This window comes from Pseudaminobacter salicylatoxidans (assembly GCF_003148475.1).
GTDB classification, from domain to species: domain Bacteria; phylum Pseudomonadota; class Alphaproteobacteria; order Rhizobiales; family Rhizobiaceae; genus Pseudaminobacter; species Pseudaminobacter salicylatoxidans.
In genome coordinates this window covers 257725-280125 of sequence record NZ_QGGG01000005.1, presented here as the reverse complement: position 1 = coordinate 280125, position 22401 = coordinate 257725, and the positions used below count along the sequence as shown (strand labels likewise).

16 protein-coding genes and 2 pseudogenes are annotated in these 22401 nt (G+C 62.3%); 10 read left to right on the top strand and 8 right to left on the bottom strand.

Features of this window, described 5'->3' with window-relative positions; translation table 11 throughout:
* Window positions 1-4: 4 nt before the first annotated feature.
* The gene (locus C7441_RS09590) at window positions 5-2200 is read right to left on the bottom strand and encodes a hydantoinase B/oxoprolinase family protein (protein WP_109612666.1); all 2196 of its coding nucleotides are present in this window, start codon (window positions 2198-2200) and stop codon (window positions 5-7) included.
* 10 nt (window positions 2201-2210) lie between these two features.
* Window positions 2211-4340 (bottom strand): hydantoinase/oxoprolinase family protein, encoded by a 2130-nt coding sequence (locus C7441_RS09585; RefSeq protein WP_210205623.1) that lies wholly within the window; start codon window positions 4338-4340, stop codon window positions 2211-2213.
* A gap of 194 nt (window positions 4341-4534) precedes the next feature.
* Between C7441_RS09585 and C7441_RS09580 the strand changes: the two genes are divergently transcribed.
* The 7 genes from C7441_RS09580 to C7441_RS09550 all read left to right on the top strand — a co-directional run bounded on the left by C7441_RS09580 (window position 4535) and on the right by C7441_RS09550 (window position 11309).
* On the top strand, window positions 4535-5296 hold the full coding sequence (locus tag C7441_RS09580) for a helix-turn-helix transcriptional regulator (RefSeq protein WP_109612664.1): 762 nt from the start codon (window positions 4535-4537) through the stop codon (window positions 5294-5296).
* A 63-nt stretch (window positions 5297-5359) separates the two neighbouring features.
* Complete coding sequence (locus C7441_RS09575; RefSeq protein WP_425326571.1) at window positions 5360-6037, top strand: RluA family pseudouridine synthase; 678 nt, start codon at window positions 5360-5362, stop codon at window positions 6035-6037.
* Window positions 6038-6045: 8 nt separating this feature from the next.
* Entirely contained in the window at window positions 6046-6672 is a 627-nt protein-coding gene (locus C7441_RS09570) for a class I SAM-dependent methyltransferase (protein WP_109612663.1), read from the top strand.
* A gap of 282 nt (window positions 6673-6954) precedes the next feature.
* Entirely contained in the window at window positions 6955-7626 is a 672-nt protein-coding gene (locus C7441_RS09565; protein WP_170125071.1) for a GntR family transcriptional regulator, read from the top strand.
* An 11-nt stretch (window positions 7627-7637) separates the two neighbouring features.
* Entirely contained in the window at window positions 7638-9176 is a 1539-nt protein-coding gene (locus tag C7441_RS09560; protein ID WP_109612661.1) for an ABC transporter substrate-binding protein, read from the top strand.
* A gap of 55 nt (window positions 9177-9231) precedes the next feature.
* Window positions 9232-10266 (top strand): succinylglutamate desuccinylase/aspartoacylase family protein, encoded by a 1035-nt coding sequence (locus C7441_RS09555; RefSeq protein WP_109612660.1) that lies wholly within the window; start codon window positions 9232-9234, stop codon window positions 10264-10266.
* Window positions 10266-11309, top strand: a complete 1044-nt coding sequence (locus C7441_RS09550) for a threonine aldolase family protein (RefSeq protein WP_109612659.1) — start codon at window positions 10266-10268, stop codon at window positions 11307-11309. The genes C7441_RS09555 and C7441_RS09550 overlap by 1 nt, the downstream gene beginning before the upstream one ends.
* A gap of 154 nt (window positions 11310-11463) precedes the next feature.
* On the opposite strand, the gene C7441_RS09545 is transcribed toward C7441_RS09550, so the two are convergent.
* Together C7441_RS09545 and C7441_RS24030 are read right to left on the bottom strand one after the other, a co-directional pair.
* Complete coding sequence (locus C7441_RS09545) at window positions 11464-15207, bottom strand: autotransporter domain-containing protein (protein WP_170125070.1); 3744 nt, start codon at window positions 15205-15207, stop codon at window positions 11464-11466.
* The gene (locus C7441_RS24030; RefSeq protein ID WP_170125069.1) at window positions 15204-15416 is read right to left on the bottom strand and encodes a hypothetical protein; all 213 of its coding nucleotides are present in this window, start codon (window positions 15414-15416) and stop codon (window positions 15204-15206) included. The genes C7441_RS09545 and C7441_RS24030 overlap by 4 nt, the downstream gene beginning before the upstream one ends.
* A 400-nt stretch (window positions 15417-15816) precedes the next feature.
* On the opposite strand from C7441_RS24030, the pseudogene C7441_RS09535 reads away from it, so the two are divergent.
* The 3 genes and pseudogenes from C7441_RS09535 to C7441_RS09520 form a co-directional block, all read left to right on the top strand.
* Window positions 15817-16508: pseudogene (locus C7441_RS09535) on the top strand (IS3 family transposase); the annotation flags it as partial.
* Window positions 16509-17175: 667 nt separating this feature from the next.
* Complete coding sequence (ltrA, locus tag C7441_RS09525; RefSeq protein ID WP_244916101.1) at window positions 17176-18522, top strand: group II intron reverse transcriptase/maturase; 1347 nt, start codon at window positions 17176-17178, stop codon at window positions 18520-18522.
* Window positions 18523-18755: 233 nt separating this feature from the next.
* Window positions 18756-19195: pseudogene (locus C7441_RS09520) on the top strand (IS3 family transposase); the annotation flags it as partial.
* A 145-nt stretch (window positions 19196-19340) separates the two neighbouring features.
* Here C7441_RS09520 and C7441_RS09515 read toward each other — a convergent pair.
* From C7441_RS09515 to C7441_RS09500, 4 genes are all read right to left on the bottom strand, one after another.
* Window positions 19341-20477: a helix-turn-helix domain-containing protein gene (locus C7441_RS09515; protein WP_244916100.1), complete on the bottom strand. Its 1137-nt coding sequence runs from the start codon at window positions 20475-20477 to the stop codon at window positions 19341-19343.
* Between the two features lie 311 nt (window positions 20478-20788).
* Window positions 20789-21049 (bottom strand): Kazal-type serine protease inhibitor domain-containing protein, encoded by a 261-nt coding sequence (locus tag C7441_RS24535; protein ID WP_342353269.1) that lies wholly within the window; start codon window positions 21047-21049, stop codon window positions 20789-20791.
* A gap of 202 nt (window positions 21050-21251) precedes the next feature.
* Window positions 21252-21755, bottom strand: coding sequence for a DUF1269 domain-containing protein (locus C7441_RS09505; protein WP_109612655.1), 504 nt, complete (start codon window positions 21753-21755; stop codon window positions 21252-21254).
* Between the two features lie 219 nt (window positions 21756-21974).
* Window positions 21975-22388: an efflux RND transporter permease subunit gene (locus C7441_RS09500; RefSeq protein ID WP_244916099.1), complete on the bottom strand. Its 414-nt coding sequence runs from the start codon at window positions 22386-22388 to the stop codon at window positions 21975-21977.
* Window positions 22389-22401 lie beyond the last annotated feature (13 nt).

Genomic DNA, 22401 nt, shown 5'->3' with positions numbered 1-22401 from the left:
GACGTTACTCCGCAGGCAGGGTGAACTTGGGATCGAGCTTCCAGAAGTCGCGGAAGTCGGAGGCAAAGCGAGGCGACAACTTCATCGCACTGGCATACATCTTGCGCACTTCGGGCGCGAAGTCGGCCGCCTCAACGCGCTTGCGCTCCGAGGCGATCCACTCTTCCACGGGAATCGCCTTGCGAAGCCGCGTCTTGCGCATCTCCGCGCGGCGGGTGCGCGTGGCCTCCAGGTCGGCAACCGGCATGCCGTCGTCATCTTCGCTCAGGATAATGCCAAACACGCTTTCCGCCGCTTCCTGCGTCAGAAAACCGTTCTCGACGTCCCATGCCGTCTTGACCGGATCGCGCTCCAGCACGTCGCCATAGCCGCCGCCGCCATTATAGGAATGGGTGAAGATGTCGCCGGCCTTGTGCGGCGCGGTGATGTAGGGCCCTTCCAGCGTGACATGCTCGCCCTCGAAACGGCGCTCCAGATCGGAAACATGCGGGTCGGTTCCCGGCGCATGCGCCAGCGGCTCGCGCTTCTCAGCAAGCTCGTTGATGTTGGAACCGCGCACCGCACGGTGCTTCTGGCATGTCGGCGCGGGATAGCCGCCGCACATGCCGCCATTGTCGAACACGCGCGACGAATGTTCCGACGTAACCAATCTGAGATGGTCGGTCTTGTTGACCACCCAGGTGGAGATGAAGGAGCAGCCGCCGCGATATTTGCCTGCACCGCCCGAATTGGGAACGATGGAGCGACCGATATAGACCATTGGCATGGTCTGTTCCCAGATCTCGATATTGCCCATATCGGATTCGGGGTTCCAGCCGACATAGGCCGTATCGAGCCCGTCCTTGATGGCGAGCGCACCGGAGCCGGCGGCGGCGCATTCGAAATGCGCCATGCCGAACTGGGTGCCGTACTGGCTTTTGCCCCCCATCTCGATCATCGGGCTGTTGACCTGCCCGACGAACACTTCCTCGACATAGCCGCGCGCCAGGAAGCCACGCGACAGCAGCCGCTGGAACACGCCATAGGCCGGCAGAAGCAGCGCCCAGGACGTGGCGGTTGCGACCATCTCATTGTCGGGGTTGGTCCAGGTGCCGTGCGGGAGTTTCAATTCGGTCGCCATCCAGGCGCCGTCATTGACCAGCCCCTCGAAGTTCATGTGCTGGGTGAGCGTCACGAACATGCCGCCGTCCATGCCGGCCGGCGTGCAGTTCATGGAGTGATAGCCCCAGGGCTGCGTGCCGTCGAAATCCAGCGTGATCTTACCGTCCGTCGAGACCTCCATTTCCACCGGAATGTTGTAGAGCCAGTTCGGGTCGCCCAGCGGCTGGAAGCCTGGCTTGCCCTCGGTGACATGGCCATAGAAGGTGTGGCCGCGATATTTGCCCGGCACGGTGAGATGGCGGGTGCGCGCAAGCTGCCCGCGTCGCCCTTCCTCGATGAACTCCTTGGAGACCTTCATCCAGTAGTCGAGGCCGATCTCGTCGATCAGCGCCTTGACGCTTTCGCGCATGTCGATGCAGGAGGCCACCTTGGCCTTCTCGTCCAGCACCCAGTAGATGGGCATGCGCAGATTGCGCTCGCAGCGTATGACATAATCGCGCCGGAGCTCGTCGTTCTCGCCGACCTTCTCGGCGCAGACGAACAGGCCCTCGGTGAAACGCTCCTGTGCCAGGCAGACGTCGCCGCCGGGCGTGATGCCGCCGGCCTCAAGCTCATGGCAGACCGCGCCCGCCCAGCCGACCAGCGTGCCCTCGTAGAAGATCGGCACGACATCCATCACGTCCGGCACCTGCACTGTGCCGATGAAGGCGTCGTTGTTGGCGAAGATGTCGCCCTCCCGGATACCGGGATTGTCTTCATAGCCGTTGCGGATCATCCACTTGATGAACCGGCTCATGGTGTGAACATGCACCATGATGCCGTTGGACAGCGCGATGGCGTCGCCTTCGGGGGTGTAGATGGCGACCACCATCTCGCCCACCTCGCGCACGCCGGGCGAGGCGGAGATGCGGCGGGCCATTTCGCGCGCCGACACGCAAAAGGCGCGCAGCTTGGTGTGCAGCGTCTCGAATTTCAGCGGGTCCTGGCTGCGCAGCGTAAGCTCGGTAATGCCGTCGTAGCAGCCGGTGGTTTCCATCAGTTGCTCGGATTCGAGCAATCTTTCGCGCAGGCGTGCCGGTGAAGCTGATCTGTTCAGCATGGCCCTCTCCTCAGGCGTGGTTATAGTGCAGCAGCGTCCATTCATCGACGAAGACACGGTCTTCGGGATGGACGACGAGCGTGGTTGCGGGATGTTCGATGATAGCCGGTCCGGCCACTTCATGGCCGGGCTGCAGCAAATCCATCTCGTAGAGATTGGCCTTGTGCCAGCGCCCGCCGATATAGGCCTCGCGCACGCCCTTGTGCGCCGACGCCGGATCGGACTTGCCGAGCGGCCGCCTGGCCAAAGTCGGCTTGACCTTGTCGGCAGTGGCGATGAGACCCAGTTCGGTGATCGAGAAACCGGCTTCGCCGTAACGCGAGACGCGATGATTGACCTTGGCATAGACCGCCTCGAACTCGGTCAGCACCTTGCGCATGTCGTCCGCATTGCTGATGGCAGACAGCGGCGCCATCACCTCCACGTCCTCGAGCTGGCCGGTGTAGCGCATCATCAGGAACGGCGTGGTGGTGATCTTCTCCCGCGCATGGCCGTCGGCGATCATCTCGTCCACCGCGGCCCTGGTGAGATCGTCCCACACCGCCGTCACGCGCGCGCCGAAGGCTTCCAGCGCCGCGTCATCGGCCTTGGCCGGTATGTCGATCTGCGTCGAAACCGAATGGCGGCGCATATAGTCGGCCGTTGTACAGCCGAAGGCCGAGAAGGCGGCCGCGAACTGGAAGGTGATGATGTCCTTGAAGCCGATCCCGCGCGAGCAGCCGGCAAGGTGCAGCGGACCCGAGCCACCATAAGACAAAAGCGTGAATTCGGAGGGGTGGATGCCCTGCCCCGAAATCACCCGGCGCAGTGCGTTGTTGGCATCCGCTTCCAGCATGTCGATCATACCTTCGGCGGCTTCCTCCACACTAACGCCGAGCAAGTCGGCGCATTTTTCCTTGAACGCCTTGCGCGCCTTCTCGACCTGCAGGACGACCTTGCCGCCGAGGAAATAATGCGGGTTGAGGCGACCGAGGATGGCGTCACAATCGGCAATGGTCGGCTCCGTGCCGCCCTTGGCGAAACAGATCGGACCGGGGTCGGAGCCCGCACTTTCAGGCCCGAGCGAAACCTTCTTCGTCAGCGGATCGACCTTCAGGATCATTCCCGCGCCCGCGCCGATCGTGTCGAGATGCAGCGTCGGCACGTTGAGCTTGAAGCGGTCCATCAGCGGCTCGTTCTCGATGCGGGTCTGGCCGCGCGTGATGACGCCCATGTCGAAAGAGGTGCCGCCCATGTCCGAGCAGATGAGCGAGTCGTTGCCGATCAGCTTGCCCACATAGGCCGCGCCCAGAATGCCGCCGATAGGGCCGGAGATCATCGTTTCGTGCAGGCGCGGATGGTTGATCGAGGTCAGACCGCCGAAAGAAAGCAGCGTCTGCACGCCGTATTTGAAGCCGTATTTCCTGGAGACGTCCTCGATGCCCTTGAGCTGCTTGCGGCCGCGCGAGGTGGCGTAGGCCTCGATCAGCACCGAGTTCAGCCGCGACTGTTCGCGAATGACGGGGCGTACTTCATGGGAGGTGTAGACGGTGATGTCGGCGCCTGCCTTTTCGATCTCCTCGCGACAAATCTCGGCTATACGCTGTTCATGCACCGGATTGACGTGGGAGAAGATCGTCATGATGCAGATGGCATCGACCTTGTCCGCGATCAGCTTCCTGGCCGCAGCCCCGACCTCATGCTCATACAGCGGAATAATGACATCGCCGAAATGGTCGACGCGCTCGGTGACGCCATGCGTGCGGCGGCGCGGCACCAGCGGGTCGGGATGGTGATGGGTGATGGCGTGGAGCCGGTCAGCATAGGAATAGTCAGCCCAGGCCTGTAGCCCGCGCCCCATCAGGATCATGTCCTCCATGCCCTTGCTGGTGATGAGCCCGAGCTTTCGCCCGGTGCGCGACAGCAGTGTGTTGAGCATTCCGGTGCCTGAATAGAGCACCACGTTGACACCGGAAAACAGCGTCTCCAGCGAGATGCCCCAGGCATCGGCCGCGTCCTCGGCAGAGGTCAGGAAACCTTCGGCCTCATCGAGGGGAGTTGTTGCCGACTTGCCAATCTTGAAGTTGCCGTCGTGGTCCACAAGGATCGTGTCGGTCATGGTTCCGCCGGCGTCGATGCCGATAACGATGGGCTGGTTCACTGTCATCTCCCGAAAAGCTGGCCAGTATTGGAAGAGCCTAGCGCCGCGCGGCCGCGCCCGGCCATATGCCTAAAGGCACCCCCTCGCCTTACCCTTCAGGGTCGCCGCCACGCGGCGCGGGGGTTGCCTTGGCCCCCCATCCTGTCGAGACTGCGCGCCATTCGCGCTGGAATGTCTGGAAAAAGGATGCAGGGATGTGGGGAAAGCTGGCCGGGGCAATCGGGGCGGTGGGCACGGAGCGGCATATCGATTGCCTGATCGACCTGATCGGCGCCGACACCGCCCACGACCTGGTGACGGTCGCGCGCTATTCGGCCACCCGCAAACCCGAATTCGTCAAGCACCGGGGCTTTTCCGACGAGATGGTGCAGCACTATCTCGACAGCTACTACGTCTTCGACCCCTTCTACGCTTCATGGCGCGGCGAGCGGCGGCTCGGCATCATGCCGCTGAAGCGGCTGGCCGGCGACGAGGTCAAGCGCGGCCAGTATATTGCCGGCTTCCTGGCGCAATCGCAGATCTGCGACGAGGTCGGCATCATGCTGGCCGATGGCGGCGACTGGTGCCTGGGCATCTTTCTGGATCGCACAAGCCGGCCCTTCAGGGACAGGGAGATCGCGCTGCTCGAGGAAAGGCTGCCGGTCTTTTCCGCCCTGCACGCGCTCGACATCAAAGCGCGGGGCCCGGATTTCCTGCGCACTTCGGCACCGAGCGGTCCCGCCGCCTCGCCACGCACGCCCTGCATCCCCGGCGGTCTGTGGCCGGCGCTGACCCAGCGCGAGCGAGAACTGGTGCAGCTCGTGCTCGCCGGCCACCCTACTGCGGCCATCGCCAGGCGGCTCGGCATTACCGTGGGCACGGCCAAGAACCATCGGCGGCGCATCTACGAGAAGCTCGACATCACCACCGAGCGTGAATTGTTCCTGCAATTCTTCGAGTTCACGTCGCACGATTGAAGCCCCGCCCCTCATGCTACCTTCCGATAACGCTGTTCTCCGCACGGCTTGATTCCATGCTATATGGCCGCCATGAATTCGTTGTCAGGTGCATTTCCCGTCTATAATCCGCCGCTGGAGCCCTATGTCTCGATCCTCCATCGCGACGCGGATCTTCTCGTGCTCGATAAGCCGAGCGGTCTTCTTTCGGTGCCCGCGCGCCACCCCGCGCTGGCGGACAGCCTGGCAACGCGCGTTCAGGAAAAATTTCCGCAAGCCCTGATCATTCATCGACTGGACAAGGACACGTCCGGCCTGGTGCTGATGTCCCTAAACCGCAAGGCTCATGCCGCGGTTGCGGCGCAGTTCGAGGCGCGCACTACGAAGAAATCCTATGTGGCCGTAGTCTGGGGGCGGGTCGAGGATGAAGAAGGACTGATCGACCTGCCTTTGGCCATCGACCCGGACAACAAACCCCGGCATCGCGTCGACCATGACAACGGCAGGCCCGCGCAGACGCGCTGGCGCGTTCTCGGATATGGCGAGAACACCACGCGCCTGCGCCTTTTCCCGTTGACGGGACGCACGCATCAGTTGCGGGTGCACATGAAGGCGTTGGGTCACGTGATCCTGGGCGACGAGTTCTATGCCGACGGCGCGGCTCTGGCGGCCGCAGACCGCCTGCTTCTCCATGCCGAAGAGCTGAGCTTTCGTCATCCCCGTGGCGAGGACGTTACTTTCAACGCCCCCGTGCCCTTCTGAGAGCAACGATGGCGCAAAACATCGACACAACATCCCTGATCGTCGATTTCGTCGGCGGCGCGGTCGGCCACCGTTTTCGCTCCGGCGAGGGGCGTGGACAGGCGCTGGCGAAAGCCGCAGGGTTTTCGCGCGGCGTCACGCCGGAAATCGTGGACGCGACCGCGGGCCTCGGCCGAGACGCGTTTTTCCTGGCGTCGCTTGGTGCGCGCGTCACCCTCGTCGAGCGCTCCATGACGATGCATAGCCTCCTTGCCGAAGGGCTCGATCGCGCCCGACAACAGGGCGGGCGGTACGCCGAAACGGTTGCGCGGATGACGCTGATCCATGGTGACTCATGCGCCCTGCTGCCGCAATTGAACCCGCAGGTGGTGTTGGTCGATCCTATGCATCCGCCGAGCGGCAATACGGCCCTTGTGAAAAAGGAGATGCGGCTGATCCGCGAAATCGTCGGCACGGATCCCGACGCCTCGCAATTGATGCAGGTCGCCCTGGAGACTGCGCGCAACCGCGTGGTGCTTAAATGGCCCATGCGTGCGGAACCGATGCCAGAACTCCCCAAGCCGTCCCATCAGATCCTGGGGAAGAGCATCCGTTACGACGTCTTCGTGAAAGCCAGGATCGGCAAAACAAGCTGATCGATTCAGGAGGACACGGCACTGCCGTGCGCAATCGCCTCGCCAGCCCTCCCACCCGGCTTGGCCTGGAGGAGGACCGAAGGATTTCGACAAGGTCTCGCTCACGAGGTGCCCCGCTTGCGCCGGATGCGCCGCAATGGTGCGCTCCGGTCGGCGACGCCCGGTTACCGGTTCGGTCGAAGCTCTCCGGAACCGCGTCGAGCTAATTCTTTTAGGCCAGGATGCAAAGTTCATATTGACAATTGTCGACAATCGGCAATTGTACATCACAGGAAGATGATAATGAAACTTGAAAAGCTCAGTCTCGTGGATCGTGCCGTTCAGCAGCTGCGCCGGATGATCATTGGTGCCGTATTGCACCCAAATCAGCGCCTCACCGAACAGGAACTATGCGCCAACATGGAGGTCGGCCGCGGCACGGTCCGCGCTGCCCTTGCCGCGTTGACTGCGGAGAACCTGGTCGTGCGCAGGCCTTATGCCGGCTGGGCCGTGCAGGCGGTGGACGACAATGTCCTGAGGGAAACCTATGAAGTCCGTGGCGCCCTTGAGGAACTCTCCGCGCGTCTTCTTGCCAGACATCTGGATGAGCCTGCGAAGGCGCAGTTGCTTTCCTCTTATGAGCACCTCATCGCATCAGAGGCCGACGGAACGGCGGAAGAACGCCTTCGCGCCGATCTGGCCTTCCACGCCGGCATCGTCCGGACAAGCGGCAACGATCTTCTGATCCGGCAGTATGAGAGCATCTCCGGGCGAACAGAATGGCTTTATCGCTGGTCCGAGAAGAACTGGCCGCGGCGGATAAACCTTATCGACTGGCACAAGCCAATCTTCGAAGCGATCCTCGCGGGGAACGAAGAAGCCGCAGCGCTCGCGGTTCGGTCCCATACCTACCGGAGCCTGCATGACGACATGCGGGATCTCCAGAACAAGTCAGTCCAACAAGATCAGGAATAGGAAGTCATAGCATGCCCATCTATCAGCCTGCACTTACCAGACGCAACTTCCTGGCTACCGGCGCCGCCGCTGGGCTGCTTCTGCCATTGGGCATGGCTCGGGCCAGTACGCCCCGGAAGGGCTCGGAGTTTCGTCTGGCAATGGCTGGCGGCAGCTCTGACAATTCGCTCGATCCGCGAGCTTTCACTCAACAGGTGCAGCGGGTTATCGGCGTGGCGGTTTGCAACCAGCTCGTCGAAATCCTTCCCGACGGGAGCCTGATCCCTGAGCTTGCCGAAAGCTGGGATAGCTCCGATGCAATCACCTGGGTTCTCAAGATCCGCGAGGGAATTTCATTTCACAACGGCAAATCGCTCGACGCGGAGGACGTGGTCTATTCGATCAACCTCCACCGCGGCACGGACACGACCTCGGGAGCGGCTTCCCTTTTCAACGCCATCGTCGAGATCACGGCCACCGGACCGCATGAGGTCACCCTGAGGCTGGAAAGCCCCAATGCGGAATTCATGCGGACCTTCTCAGATTATCACGCAATGATCGTGCCAGCCGATTTCAAGGACTGGGAAAACCTGACGGGCACCGGCGGCTACATTCTGGAAGAGTTCCAGCCGGGTATCCGGGCGACGCTGAACCGCAATCCGAACTATTGGAAAACGGATCGCGCCCATGTCGACCGGGTTGTCCTTACAGTCGTCAATGACGCCGCCGCCCGGCTCTCCGGCCTTCAGAGCGGAACCGCGGATGTGATCAACCAGGTCGATCGGAAGGTCGCGGGCCTCCTCGAGCGTAACAAATCGGTGGAACTCGTCCGCTCACCCGGGGCGGTGCACTGGACGTTCATATGCGCATTCAACGCCGAGCCCACCAGCAACAACCATATTCGCCAGGCGCTGAAATATGGCTGTGACCGGCAGGCAATGCTCGACGTGGTCATGAAAGGGCTCGGCTCGCTGGGCAACGATCATCCGATCTCGCCAGACAATCCGTATTACAACAGCGCGCTGGAACAGCGGAGCTTCGATCCTGACCGCGCCAGGTTCCATCTCAAGGAAGCCGGGCTCGAGTCGCTGTCGATCGAGCTTTATACGTCGGAGGCAGCTCTGCCCGAGGCTGTCAGTCTTTCCGAGGTCTATCAGAGCAAGGCCGGTGCCGCGGGAATCAACCTGAACGTGATCCGGCGTCCCCCGGATGGCTACTGGACTGATACCTGGATGAAGAAGCCGCTGGCGGTATCCAGTTGGCTGAATCGTCCGATCGACCAGACGTTATCGCTGATATACGGCACGGACTCGGCCTGGAACGAGAGCTACTGGTCCAATTCGCGCTTCGACACGCTCCTGGCCGAAGGCAAGGCCACGCTGGACTTCGACAAGCGCAAGGAAATCTATGGCGAGTTGCAGGCCATCCTCCATGATGAAGGCCCAAGCGTGATTCCGGTCTTCGCTGATTTTCTCGATGCGAAGTCGGCCCGCGTCAAAGGCTTCGAGCCCAGCGGTGTTGCCGACCTGTCCGGTGATCGCATCATCGAGCGTGTCTGGATCGAGGAATAGAGCTACCCGTCGATAACGCAGCTTGGCCAACATCCTCCTTCAACAGAGAAGTCACATGTCATTGTCAACGGTCTGGACCGAGGTCGACCTGGAAGCCCCGGGTCGGCAGGTTGGGTTCATTCGGGTCGAGCATTCGGTGCATCGTTCCGCCTACGGGACGATCGCGCTGCCCTTCGCGGTTTTCGCCAACGGCAGCGGCCCGACCATTCTTCTCATGGCAGGCTCGCATGGGGACGAATACGAGGGACAGCTTGCCCTGACCCGGCTGATCCGCACTCTCGACGTCAGCCGCATCCGGGGCCGAATTCTGGTGTTGCCAGCTGCCAACCAGCCTGCGGTAAAGGCAGGCCGGCGTACCTCGCCGCTCGATAACGGCAATCTGAACCGGTCCTTCGGCGACCGCTTTGCGGATACGCCGACGGGCCAGATCGCAGCCTTCATCACCGAAGAACTGCTTGCCCGCTGTGACGTCTTCCTGGACCTGCATTCCGGGGGAAGTTCCCTCGACCACATCCCCTGTTCCTATGCAGACCTCGGAACGGACAGGTCGATGGCGCAAAGGACTTTCGCCGCCCTTGAGGCGATGAACGCCCCGCTGTCCTGGGCGCAGGCTGGCTGTCCGGAGGGACCGGTTGCCGGACGGGCCGCGGTTCGCAAACGCGTAATGCACCTTTCGGGAGAATTCGGCGGCGGCGGGAGGCTCGACCATGGTGCGCTCGACGTGGCTGAGCGCTGTATCTACCGCCTGCTTGATCATCTGGATATTTTGGAAATGGAAGAGAAATGGCGCGCCGACATCCGCACGCGCTTCGTTTTCAACAGTCAGGAACATTTCATCTATGCGCCGCAGGAGGGCGTTTTCGAACCGCTCGCCCGCCTGGGCGAGACCGTGGAAGCGGGACAACTCGCGGGCTACCTGCATCGCCCGGAATTGCCGATGGATCCTCCGGTAGAGATTCGCTTCAAGGCCGAAGGAACCGTTGCAGTCATTCGTTCGATGGGCCGTAGCGAGCAGGGCGATTGTCTGTTCCAGTTGCTGGGCGAGACGAGGCGCGAAGAGATTCTCGAAATGATGGAATCGATGCCTTGATGGACTTCCGTTCAGACAATACCTGCCCCCCTGCCCCGGAGGTGCTCGCCCGGCTTCAAAACTCTCTTGCCGTCGGAGAATCCGCCTACGCCGAGGACGAAATATCCGCCGCCACCAAGGCCCGGCTCAGCAGGATCTTCGAGCGCGAGGTGGATTATTTTCCCGTCTTCACCGGCACGGCGGCCAATGCCCTGGCCATTGCGCAGCTTTCGGGCAGCTTCGGTGAAGTGGTTTGCAGCGAAAGCTCACATATATTCGCCGATGAATGCGGCGCCGTGGAATTTCATTCCCAGGCGCGGCTTCGTCCCATTTCTGGCAATATGGGCAAACTGGTGCCGGAGAGCCTCCCACCTCTGACCGACAGCGGGGATGTGCATCGCGGCAGGCCGACCGTGCTCTCGCTGAGCCAGAGCACGGAGACCGGGCTGGCCTACCGTCCCGAGGAAATCGTCTCCCTCACGCAAAAGGCCCGAGCCGCCGGGGTAAGGGTACATATGGATGGCACTCGCTTCGCCAACGCCCTCGCTTTCACCGGCGCCACACCGGCTGAGCTGTCCTGGCAGGCGGGGGTGGACGTGCTGTGTCTCGGGGCGACCAAGGGTGGTGCGATCGGGGCCGAAGCGGTCATCTTCTTTTCCCCTGAAGACGCAAAAGAATTCCGCAGGATGATGAAGCGCTCGGGCCATCTCGGCGCGCGCATGTGGTTCCTTTCGGCCCAGATCTCCGCCTGGCTGGAAGACGATTTCTGGCTGCGCTCAGCACGTCATGGAAACATGATGGCCGCCCTTCTTGACAGGTTATTGCGGGCGAAAGGTATCCAGCCACTTTATCCCGTTGAAGCGAACATGATTTTCGTCGAGATGAGCGCCGGCCAGAGCGTGAGGCTCAGCGAAATGGGCTTTCTTCACTATCTGGCCGTGCAGCCAGACGGACGTATTGCCGTCCGTGTTGTGACCTCGCAAGCGACCCTGGAAACAGAGGTTGAAGCTCTTGCTGACGCCATCGGGAGATGTCTTGCGACTTCGGCGGGGCGTCTGGCCTGAAACGACCTGCGATCGTGTTTCACAAGCGGTATTGCTGAGCAGTTTCGATCTGATCGCGAACGCGCTGGCCGACGCGGGCGCAGAACTGGCCTCGCGCCCATGCGTCCGCGCCGTGGTTTCCCGGTGCGAGCGATGCCTCGTTGGTCCGATCTCCTCAGAACCTGACGTTCAGGTCGACCTTGAAGCCGTTGTCGCTGGTCCGGCTGGCGAGCTGGCCGCGATAGGACAGGCCGAGCGTCGCCGACGGCGCGACGGCGATGTCGAGCCCGGCCTCGATGACGGCGGCATTGCGGGCGATCGGCGTGCCGGCGATGGTGAACGCGTTGCCACCGGCAAAGGCCAACCCCGCCTCTGGCGTGACAGCGCCGAAGGCATGACGCAAGCCCAGCATGGCGCGCGCCGTTGCCGGCACGGCGCCGAGCGCGACATCGGCCTGCGCCCGGATGCCGAGCGTGGTGAAGGTCGCGTCCGTCGTCTGGCTGGCGCCGTACAGCGCGGCCGCGCCGCCGTCTTCGCTGAAGGCTGCGGTGCGCAGCTTGACATAGGCAAGGCTGGCGAACGGTTCGAACGACACCGCCTGTGTGTCGATGCGATAGCCAAGCTCGCCGAAGGCCTGGAAGCTGCCGGCATCATAGTCGGCGCTCAGCCTGTCGGCGAAGCCGGGCAAGGCGACCGATCGAGCTGTCTCTACGTCGTGCCATGTATAGGCAAGGCCGGAGCGGAAGCCGAGCTTGCCCCAACTGGTGCCGGCATAGGCCCCAAGGTGATAATTGTCGCTGGAGCCTGACGCCGCCCGTTCGCTGGCGTCGAAGCCGGCATGGCTGTAGCCGGCCACGATGCCGAGCCGCCAGGTCTCGAAGGCCAGCCCGTCGACCCCCATCAGGAGGCCGCCGGTGTCGTGGTCGAGGCCTGCCGCATTGCCGTCGCCGTCCGCCTTGCCCCAGGAGCCGAAGGCATTGCCCCAGGCGGCCAGGCGTTCGGTGCCGGCCGGGGCCAGTTGCGGCCCGTTCTCGCCATAGGCCATCACCGGCAGGGTGGCGGCGCCGACGCCCTCGAAGGCGGCGCGCAGGCGGTCCGTCACCGCATCGCGCAGGAAGCGGCTGTCATCGAGCAGGACGCCTCTGGCCGAGGCGTGAATCTCGCCCGAAAGCCGGTCGAAGGCGGCGCGGGCCTGCCTGGCATCGAGCATCAGCAGGGCATTGTAGAGGGCAAGTTGCGGGCCGCTCTGCCGCAGCTCGTCGAGCCCACCGGCGGTGGCGATCTGGTTGGGTGTTTCCGCCACGCTGCCGAATAGCGGATCGGGGGTCAGATCCTTGACCTTGATGGTCAGGTCGACGGCGTTGGCCTGACCGTCGAGCTGCAGGTCGAGGAAGGCGGACTGCGTGAGCGCATCCGCGAAGCTGCCGGAAACGCCGCCGGCGGCGGTCAGGATCGTGTAGGTCTGGCCGGTCCGGTAGCTGGTCTCCGGGTCGAGGGCGATGACCGCGACATGGCTTCCGGTGACGGTTGCCGTGCCGCTGGCGGCGACGCGGTCGGAGCCGCCATTGCCGGCGATCTCGACCTCGTAAATCGAGCCCGGATGTAAAAGCAGGTTCCCGGCAACCGTCAGCGTGCCGATCGAATTGCCCGGCGCCAGCCGCCCGCCCGAGGCAACCGTCACCAGCGACCCCGCTCCCGCGCCCACCGTGCCGGAGCCACCGAGCGCGCCGCCGGCCAGGACGGTCATCGTTCCGCCGAGCGTGCCATTCACGGAGAGCACGCCGCCATGAACGGTCGCGGCACCCGAAAAGCCGGCGCTGTTACCATTGAGGATCAGCGTCCCGGCACCGCTTTTTGCGAACGAGCCGATGCCGCCGATATTGGCGGCAAGCGTGGCTGTGTCCGTGAAATCGGCGATGATCCGGCCATCGTTCTGGATTGACGGCGCAACGAACGTTCCGGCTGTTGCGCCGCCGCCTATGTTGAGGATGCCCAGCGCTCCAATGGTGACGGGCCCCGTTGCCGTCACGATGCCGGCATCGGTGACGCTCAGTTCGCCAGCCTTGTCGATCTGGGCTCCGATTTCGAGCCCGACAGTCGCCAGCGACGAGTTCCGGTCGGTCACTGCCACCGACGATGCGTCGAGCCCGGTGGATGCCGTATCCGCTGCAATGAACGTGTCGCCGGTGACATTGACGGTGCCGCCTGCCGAGATTGTCAGCAGGCCGGTGCCACCGGCAATGGCATTGCCGACCGCGAGCCCATTGCTCACGTTCCATTTCGAGCCGGCACCCGTTACGACAGCGCTTGCGCCAACGATCGGATTCTCGATGATGGCGCCGCCTTCGCTTTCGAAGATCGCGCCGCCACTTATCGTCAGCGTGGCAGCCGTGTTGGCGATGCCGATGAAAGTCGGGCCATCGGTGACCGTCACAGTCGTCCCGAGCCCATCCGCGATTAAGTCTCCACCGATGAAGAGCAGATCGGTGTCGAAATCGGCGCCCCCTGAGATGTTCAGCGTTCCCAACACCCCTGCGCTCGCGAGGCCAGAAACGCCCGTGGAAAAGGAAGCACTCGATCCCACAATCGCTACCGTCGCGTCCTCTTCAACGATCAGGTCGCCGCCGATAGCGCTCGCGCCGGTCAGCGTCAGCGAGCCATCGACGACCACCAAGGAGCCGGTCCCGCCGATCTGGCCGCTGAAGGTGGTCGTAGCGCCAGTCTTTCCGACGGAAAGCATAGTCATGTCGCTCGTCGCGCCGATGGTCACCTTGCCGCCGCCGAGGGCTCCGTCAGCCAACGAGCCGATTTCGGCAACGACGGCGTCGGCGATCTCGAGCGCGGCGCCCGCGTCCACGAGATAGTCGGAATCAGGTGAACCCGCCCCGGGGCCAGCGATCTCGAGCGTGCCGGCGGAGATGGTCGTGCGGCCGGAATAGAGACTGTCCCCGGACAACGTCAATGTGCCGGTACCGATCTTGGTCAGGCCGAGCGCATTGGTCGCGCCGTCTTTGAGGGAACCGCTGAAAACAGTCGAAGAATTATCGCCTCCCACCGTCAGGATCGCATCCGCGCCGCCATCGTTGGTCACGAGACCGGCTCCCGACAGGGAGGCAACAGTCTGGTCGAAGCCGCCAAGATCCAGTACGCCGCCGCCGAGAACCGTGAAGCCGCTCGCAGCGGAGAACGCCCCGGCGGCACCACCCGCCAACGTGCCGTCCGAGACCGTGGTGGTGCCGGTGTAGATATTGCTGCCGGTAAGCGTGATCACGGCGTTACCCGACTTGATCAGCGATCCGTCGCCGGCAATGACGTTGCCGACCACCGTATCGATACCCGACTGCTCCAGTGTCAGGGAACTGCCGCCGGTCACGCCGATGTTGCCGATGAGGTTGCTCGTGGCTGCGCCGAAGGTCAGTGTGTTTAAACCGCCGACGAAAGTGATGGCATTGGCTCGAGCGCCGGCACCACCATCGGCGCGACCACCGGCAACATTACCGGTCGAACCGATAACGATGTTCAGGCCCTGACCGATGATGCCCGCGCCTCCCGCTCCTGCAGCCCCGTGATTATAAGCATTGCCACCGGTGCCGCCATCGCCGCCGCTCACCGCGCCGTCGATCGTGAGTGCGGCACCACCGACGATGTGGATTCCTGCGCCCCCGCTTCCGCCGTCACCGTCTGCGGGTTGGGGGGAATTAGCAAAGCTTCCACCGTTGCCTCCCGCCCCGCCATCGCCGCCGGTTACGTGGCCCTGCACCTGAACGGAGATGACGCCCGAACTCTCAAGATAAAGACCAGTGCCTCCGGAACCCCCACCGCCGCCGATAAACGACGGACTGTTGCCACCGTCACCGCCTGAGCCGCCGGTGACGTTGGTAGCGAGGGTTCCGAGACTTCCGGGGGATGCAACGATCACCGCCCCCCAGCCGCCGGCGCCTCCGCCTCCGCCGTCGCCGCTGTGGATGCCGGTGCCGCCATTGCCGCCTCGTCCTCCCGTGACCGCAGAGGCCGGCAGAATGCCACCGACATGGCTATGCGCGCCGCCGCCACCGCCGCTGCCAGCACCGTTGCCAGTATTGGGATCAGTCTGTCCGGCTCCACCGGCTTGTCCAGGTATACTTCCACCCGCTCCCCCTGGAATGTTTGGAGCGTTTTCGCCAGCCGAACCACCATTCCCGCCAGTTTGTCCGGCGCCCCCACCGCCGCCCCCCAGATACCTACCGGCATAGCCACCGGTGCCGCCTGAGCCGGTTGCGGTATCGCTGCCTCCTGTGGCTCCACCTGCACCGCTTGTGTTGCCGCCATCAGCAAATGCCGTGCCGGGTGACATTGTGGCCAGAGCGGTACTGCAAGCAAGCGCCAAAAGCCAAGACTGCGAGCGGTCGGCCATGTCATTCCCCCCTATGCGACACCTAGGCTCATAGAAAATCTCCATTCTCTTAGCAATCGCAGATTGCAACAAGGTGGCCTGCTGCCGGTTTCGTGGACACCGAGATAAGGTGTTTAACGGAACTGGAGAGTTGGAATGCAGAGAAGGAAGTTCAGCCGCGAGTTCAAGCTTGAGGCGGTGAGACTGGTGAAGGAACGAGGCGTTGCAGTGGCCCAGGCGGCTCGTGACCTTGATCTCTACGAGAATGTGCTGCGCAAATGGGTGCGCGATCTGTCGATGGATCCGCAGCATGCGTTTCCCGGCCATGGCCAGATGAAGCCGGAGCAGCAGGAGATTGACCGGCTGCGCAAGGAAGTGGCGAAGCTGAAGGCGGAGCGCGACATCCTAAAAAAGGCCGCAGCCTACTTCGCGAGGGAAGCGATATGAGGTTCGCTTTTATCGCGAAGCACCGGAACATCTGGCCGGTGGCATGGCTTTGCAGTGCGCTCGATGTGTCTCGCTCGGGCTTCCATGCCTGGCTCAAACGCAGCCCCAGCACGCGCTCCCGGCACGACGAGGTGCTGGTGACGGCGATCGATCGCAGCTTCAAGAGCAGCGACCGAACCTATGGTGCCCGTCGCGTCTGGCACGATGTGCTGGCCGAAGGGCTGTCCTGCGGTTTGCATCGGATCGAGAGGCTCATGCGTCAGAACGGGCTGCGTGCCCGGCCGCGCCGCCGTGGGCTGCCGAAAGACACCGGCGAGCGAGCGGCAGTGTCGGACAATCTCCTTGATCGCGCTTTCGAGGCCGCGGCTCCGAACCAGAAGTGGATCGCCGACTTCACTTACAGTGCGCCTCGTCCCGGAGGGTCCGGGGTGCATATGACTGGAATGCATTGAGAAAGGAGGACTTGAAGAATGCCTGCTCCCTGCTGTGAGGGGGCATGAGCCCAAGCGGCGGTGACCTGCCGTCAACTGGCAGGATGACGTAGCCCGCAGGTAAAGGGGATTGAGGCGAAGCCGTTACGCCGAGATGGTTCCCGAGGCTGTAGCACTGGAAGGTTGAGGAACACGAACCGGTTAATCCGCATCCGAGGGCTGAAATGTCGCCTTCGCCTACACGGCTTAACAGGCGAAATGCTGATGTTGTCGCCGGAGACGTATGACGGCGGCATCCGAATGTGGGCGTACATGTAGGCCGCCTGCAGGGAGCCATGGGAGAACACAGTCAGACCATGGCAGCGGCATCGACTTGCGGGACGCAAGGATAAGGACTGCGACCGGCAACCTCCCCAGTGCGTGGAATGTCCAGCATATGAACGAGGGAAGGCATGATGGAATGCCCACGATGTTCTGCGTCGCAAGGGAGTTGACCCTGATGTCCATCATGCTGGCGGAGTTCCCGTAGTAGTCCGCGGCAGGGAAAGCCTGCCACATGGCGAAGGGGAACAGTTCAATCTGCTTGGAGTGCAAATTATCTGACCACACGAGGTGAAGACCTTTGATAATCAGCGAAATGCAGCACAAGCTCGCAACGTGGGCCGAATGCGATACGACCCGTCGGTTTGATCGTCTTCTTCGGCTCATTGCTGACCGGGAATGGCTCGCCGAGGCCGCTCGGATCGTTCTGGCGTCGAGTGGCGCACGGACACCGGGCATTGACGGAATAGATAAGCGACGGATGCAGGCCGGACTGGGTCGCCATCTGGACGACTTGCGGACAAACCTGCTGAAAGGCACCTATCGCCCGAAGCCGGTCAAGCGGATCTATATCCCGAAAGCCAATGGCAAGCTACGACCACTGGGTATACCGACCCTGACAGACCGCATCGTCCAGCGCGCCATGCTGATGGCCATGGAGCCTATCTGGGAGAGCGACTTTCATCGCTTATCCTACGGCTTCCGGCCGGAACGCAGCGTGCACCACGCTGTTCGCACCGTGAAGATACAGTTGCAAGATGGCGGTGGCACGAAGGGACGCTGGATCATCGAAGGTGATCTGGCGAGCTACTTCGACACCGTTCATCACCGGCTGCTTTTGCAATGCGTACGGCGGCGGGTGCGGGACGGACGGTTTGTCGATCTTCTCTGGCGAATCCTGAAGGCGGGCCACATTGATCGTGGTCTGTTCTCGGCCTCCAGCGAGGGTGTTCCGCAAGGCGGTGTGTTGTCGCCGCTCCTGTCCAACATCATGCTCCATGAGTTTGATGCTTGGCTGGAGGCGAAACACCTGAACCGGAAAGCCCGCAAGGATCGCTGGGCATGGAACTTCGGCATTCAGCAGGGACGCCCCATAACGGTTCGAGAGAACCGGCAATGGAAACCTGCGATTGCCTATTGTCGCTACGCCGATGACTTCGTCGTCATCGTCAAAGGGACGAAGTCACATGCCGAGGAAATCCGCGGGGAATGCCGGGCCTTTCTGGAAGACCGCCTGAAGCTGACGTTGAATATGGATAAAACCCATATCACCCACGTCGATGACGGGTTCGTCTTTCTGGGGCATCGGATCATTCGCAAGCGAGGGTCGAACGGGCACATGTCCGTCGTTACGACGATACCCAAGGAAAAGGCCAGGGCGTTTGTTCGCAAACTGACCGAGACCCTTTCCGGCAATCATGATGTTGGCAAGGTCGACATGGTGGACCGCCTGAACCGTCAACTGGTGGGATGGGCGGCCTTCTACAAGTTCACCGACTTCACAGCACGCACCTTCCGGCACATCGACCATGTCGTGTTCTGGAAACTGGCGCACTGGCTGGCGCGGAAATATCGGTCACGCATCAAGCCTTTGATGCGGAGCTGGTATCGAGCGTCGGAGCGTCGGCAAGGCGAAAACCTGGCTTGTCTACGGGACGAGTGAACGTGGGCACCGTGTCGGAAAGGCACTGCGCCGGCTGGTCTCAAGTCCGAAGGCGCAGTTCCGGTGGCGGAATCCGGAGATCAATCCATACATCTTCCGGAGCGAAACTCGCAGCACCGTCACATCGCGATATCATGATGTTGCTATGGCCATGGGCCAAGCTTGAATGGAGAGCCGTATGCGCTGAAAGGTGCACGTACGGTTCGGGGAGGAGAAGCGCAGCAGCGCTTCTTACTCCACTCTGGACCGCCGAAGGTTGGCTCTACGTTGCCGCCGTCGTCGACCTGTTCTCCAGGCGTGTTGTCGGCTGGGCGATGAAGGTGGAGATGGCGGCACAGCTCGTCACCGACGCTCTCATCATGGCGATCTGGAGGAGAGGTCGACCCGACAGCCTGCTGCATCACAGCGACCAGGGCAGCCAATATACGAGCGAACAGTTCCAGCGCCTGATGGCCGATCACGGCATCACCTGCGCGATGAGCCGGTCGGGCAACGTCTGGGACAATGCTGCGATGGAGAGCTTCTTCTCGTCACTGAAACCGAGCGGACAGCTCGCAAGGTCTACAGGACGAGGGATGACGCCAGGGCCGATGTGTTCGATTACATCGAGCGCTTCTACAATCCCCGGCGACGGCACTCGACACTGGGCTATATGAGCCCCGTCGAGTTCGAGGGAGAAAGCTATGTTAGCTTAACCTGGTGTCCGAAAAACCGGCAGCAGGGCAAGGTGAGGAAGCGACCGCTGTGCTTAAACCGCCTTAATCAGGCGCCGCGCTATTGCGCCAGCTCTGCTCGTTCTCGTCGGAAACATGCATCGGTCAGCCTTGAAGCCGGCGCAGCAGTGTACCCCAACGTCTGGATGGATCGAGCTCCTCGATCTCGGCATGGAGTTTGACACTGCCCTCGCCCAGACCACGCATCCTGACCTCGCTGGGGCTGTAGCCGAACTTTCGTTTGAAGGCGCGACTGAAGTCGGACCCATCGCTGAAGCCCCGCTCTTCGGCGATGTCGAGAATCCGTCGCCCATCGCTTTGATTGGCCAGCGCCGCATGGGCGTCTACCAGGCGACGGTGCTGGATGTAGTTCACCACCCCGCCTGAGGGCTCGAACAAGCGGTAGAGCCGCGTACGCGAGATGCCGAGCGCCCGCCGCAACATTTCGGCATCGAGATCAGGATCGTAGAGATTGGCCGACACGAACCGGCGCGCTCTTTCGAGCAACACCGTGCCAATGGGATCGTGCGCAGCGTCAAGATGGTCGACGGTGGGCGCAACGCAGGCGGTGATCATCGCCTTGGTCGCGGAGGCCAATCCCCACAGGTCTCCCGCGCTCAGCGCAGGCAGGCTCGTCGCCAATCCGATCATGAAATCCGCAAAAAGCCGACCCATCCCTGAATCGAGCGCGGTGAATTCGGCGGCGTCCAGCTTGCCTACCGCATCGCGGCAAAAATCGCGGGGCACGATCAGGATCAGCATTTCGCTGTCGGTAACTTCGCCCTCGAAGGACCGGCCGAGCGGGTGCAGTTGCACCAGCCCGGCATTACAATCGAGCACCTTGGTCGGCGTCACCGTACGTGAACGACCATCGAGCAGCAGCGTCATCACCCAATGGTCGAGCGGATCGCGGCGAACATGCCTTGGCGGGTTGGCGAACCGAAGCCCGGCCGTGCGTATCCTCGAAAAGCCAAGGCAACCAAGATCCCAGATGACCTGCTCGCCGTCAAAGCCGTGCTCCGAGCCGTCAGGCTCATAGAGCGAAAGCATGGGCGCAAAATTGTCCCGCCACCAGGAAAACTGGTTGCCAAGCGGCAGTTTCGATGTCGAGAACCCGAAGCCGTGAAGTTGCTGTCTGGTCCGCCTCGCTGCATTTCGTGTGGAGTCCGACGCGCCTGGAAGGTTGGATGGCGCACCGGAAGACTGCCCGCTAAGATCGAAAGCTGATGCCTCGATGCTCATACTTCCTTCCCCAGAAAGTAAGCCCACCCCTTTGCAATACCGCCCAGATTGCTCAAATCGAGCTGTAGACTAGCAGAAGATCACAGGATTCGAAAAGGCGATTTTCAAGGATGGTTTAGGGTGGTTTACCAAAGATGTGGCATCCAGCGACCAGACTACCATCCCATCTGATTCAAACGACATCTACGGAAGCGCAGGCAAGGATCGCTTGCACAAGAAATCCCTCACCCCAGGGCAGAACACGCGCTCTGTTGCCCGCCCCTGCCCTTGAACTCCTGATACGCCGCATCATCCGGCCACCATCCGTCAGTTCAGCGGCAGCGCCCCTGATGCACGATGCGGAACCCGTCGGAACGGGCGAGACAGCTGTTGGAGAATGTGCGCCACCGGCTTCCCCTCACCGCGCAGACAGGTGCGTATACCATCGTGCAGGCAGGCTGCGGCCTGATCGGACGGCACTGGCCGCTGTGAATGACGCGGAAGCCATCGGCACGCGCCAGGCATGCGTTGGAGAAGGTGCGCGTACGGTCTGCGCGCTGTCCGCATACCGGCGCATATTCGAAGCTGCACATCTGCGGACGCGAGGGGGCCGGACCGGGACCGGGTGGCGGGGGAACACAGGCAGACAAGATGCCTGCGACCATCAACAGCAAGGCTGCTGGTTTGACGCGAAGGCTGCTCATGACAGTCGATCCCTTTGAATCCTGATCTCGGGAGCCTCGCGTGCTCCGCGACCGGTGGCCGCCCGCGTCGGCTACCCGCGCCAACCCGCATTCAGCTTGCCGCGGTGGCCGATGCCTTCTGCAAGGCTTCACGCAGAACCTGCTCCTTGGTCTCATCGAGCGAGGTCTTGAGCACCACGCCACCAAAGCCGGAAATTTCCTTTAGCACCTTGTCGGCGGTCATTTCCTGCACCAGCACGAAAAGTGCGGCGTTGTCGGGTTGAAGGCTGCCCGAAAGCTCCTTCATGAAGGCATCGTTGATACCGAAATCGCTCAGTGCTCCGCCAAGCGCGCCCGAGGCGGTGCCGACGGCAACGCCGAGCAGCGGATTGAGAAAGAGCACGCCAATCAACAGCCCCCAGAAGCTGCCCGACACGGCTCCCGCCACGGTGGTGTTGAGCAATTGGTTCAGCTTGATCTTGCCAGCTTCATTCTTGGTTGCGATGACCGCGTCGCTGATCTTGATAAGGTATTGTTTCTGCAGATCGAACAGGCGTTCCCGTACCTCCTCGGCCTTGGCTTCCGTAGGATACACGATGACGATCAGATCAGACATGACGGGCTCCGGTTTGTAATCGAGTGAACAAACGCAGTGCGTTGCGAACGCAAACTATAACGCGCAGAACGTGTGGAAGGGATTAGCGGTGCGTCCCGTAGCTACGCACTGCGTTTCATGCTGGGCGGCGATGGCCAGCATTGTCCGCCCACGTCCCGCGGGCAGAGCAACGCGCCCGGGGAGTACGCTTTCCATAAGGCAGCAAAACCTCGCCACCGCTCAGCCAGTCATAGCAGGTTCGGCAAGCGAGAGCTTCGACGGAACGCTGGCGTGGCCGGGAGGAATGCGGAACCACAATACATAGAGTGCCAGCAGGAAGATCAGCGTCAGAGCCGCGGCAACCACCAGGCCGCCAATGACCGTGAATGCCAGCGGCGCCCAGAACGGATCGCGCATGATCGGCAGCATGCCGAGGATGATCGACCCCACCGTCAGGAACACCGGCCGGACACGCGCGGCGGTGACGTCGATGACGACCTGCCAGGACTTACCCGTTTGCTCCATTCTCGTGTCGATCTGGTCGATCTGCACGACGGAGTTTCGCGCGATCATGCCGTGCACCGCGATGAAGCCGACAGGCGTGTTCGTCACCAGCATGATCAGCACGACGCCAATCAGTCCCAGCGGCACCATGGTCCGGCGGTCG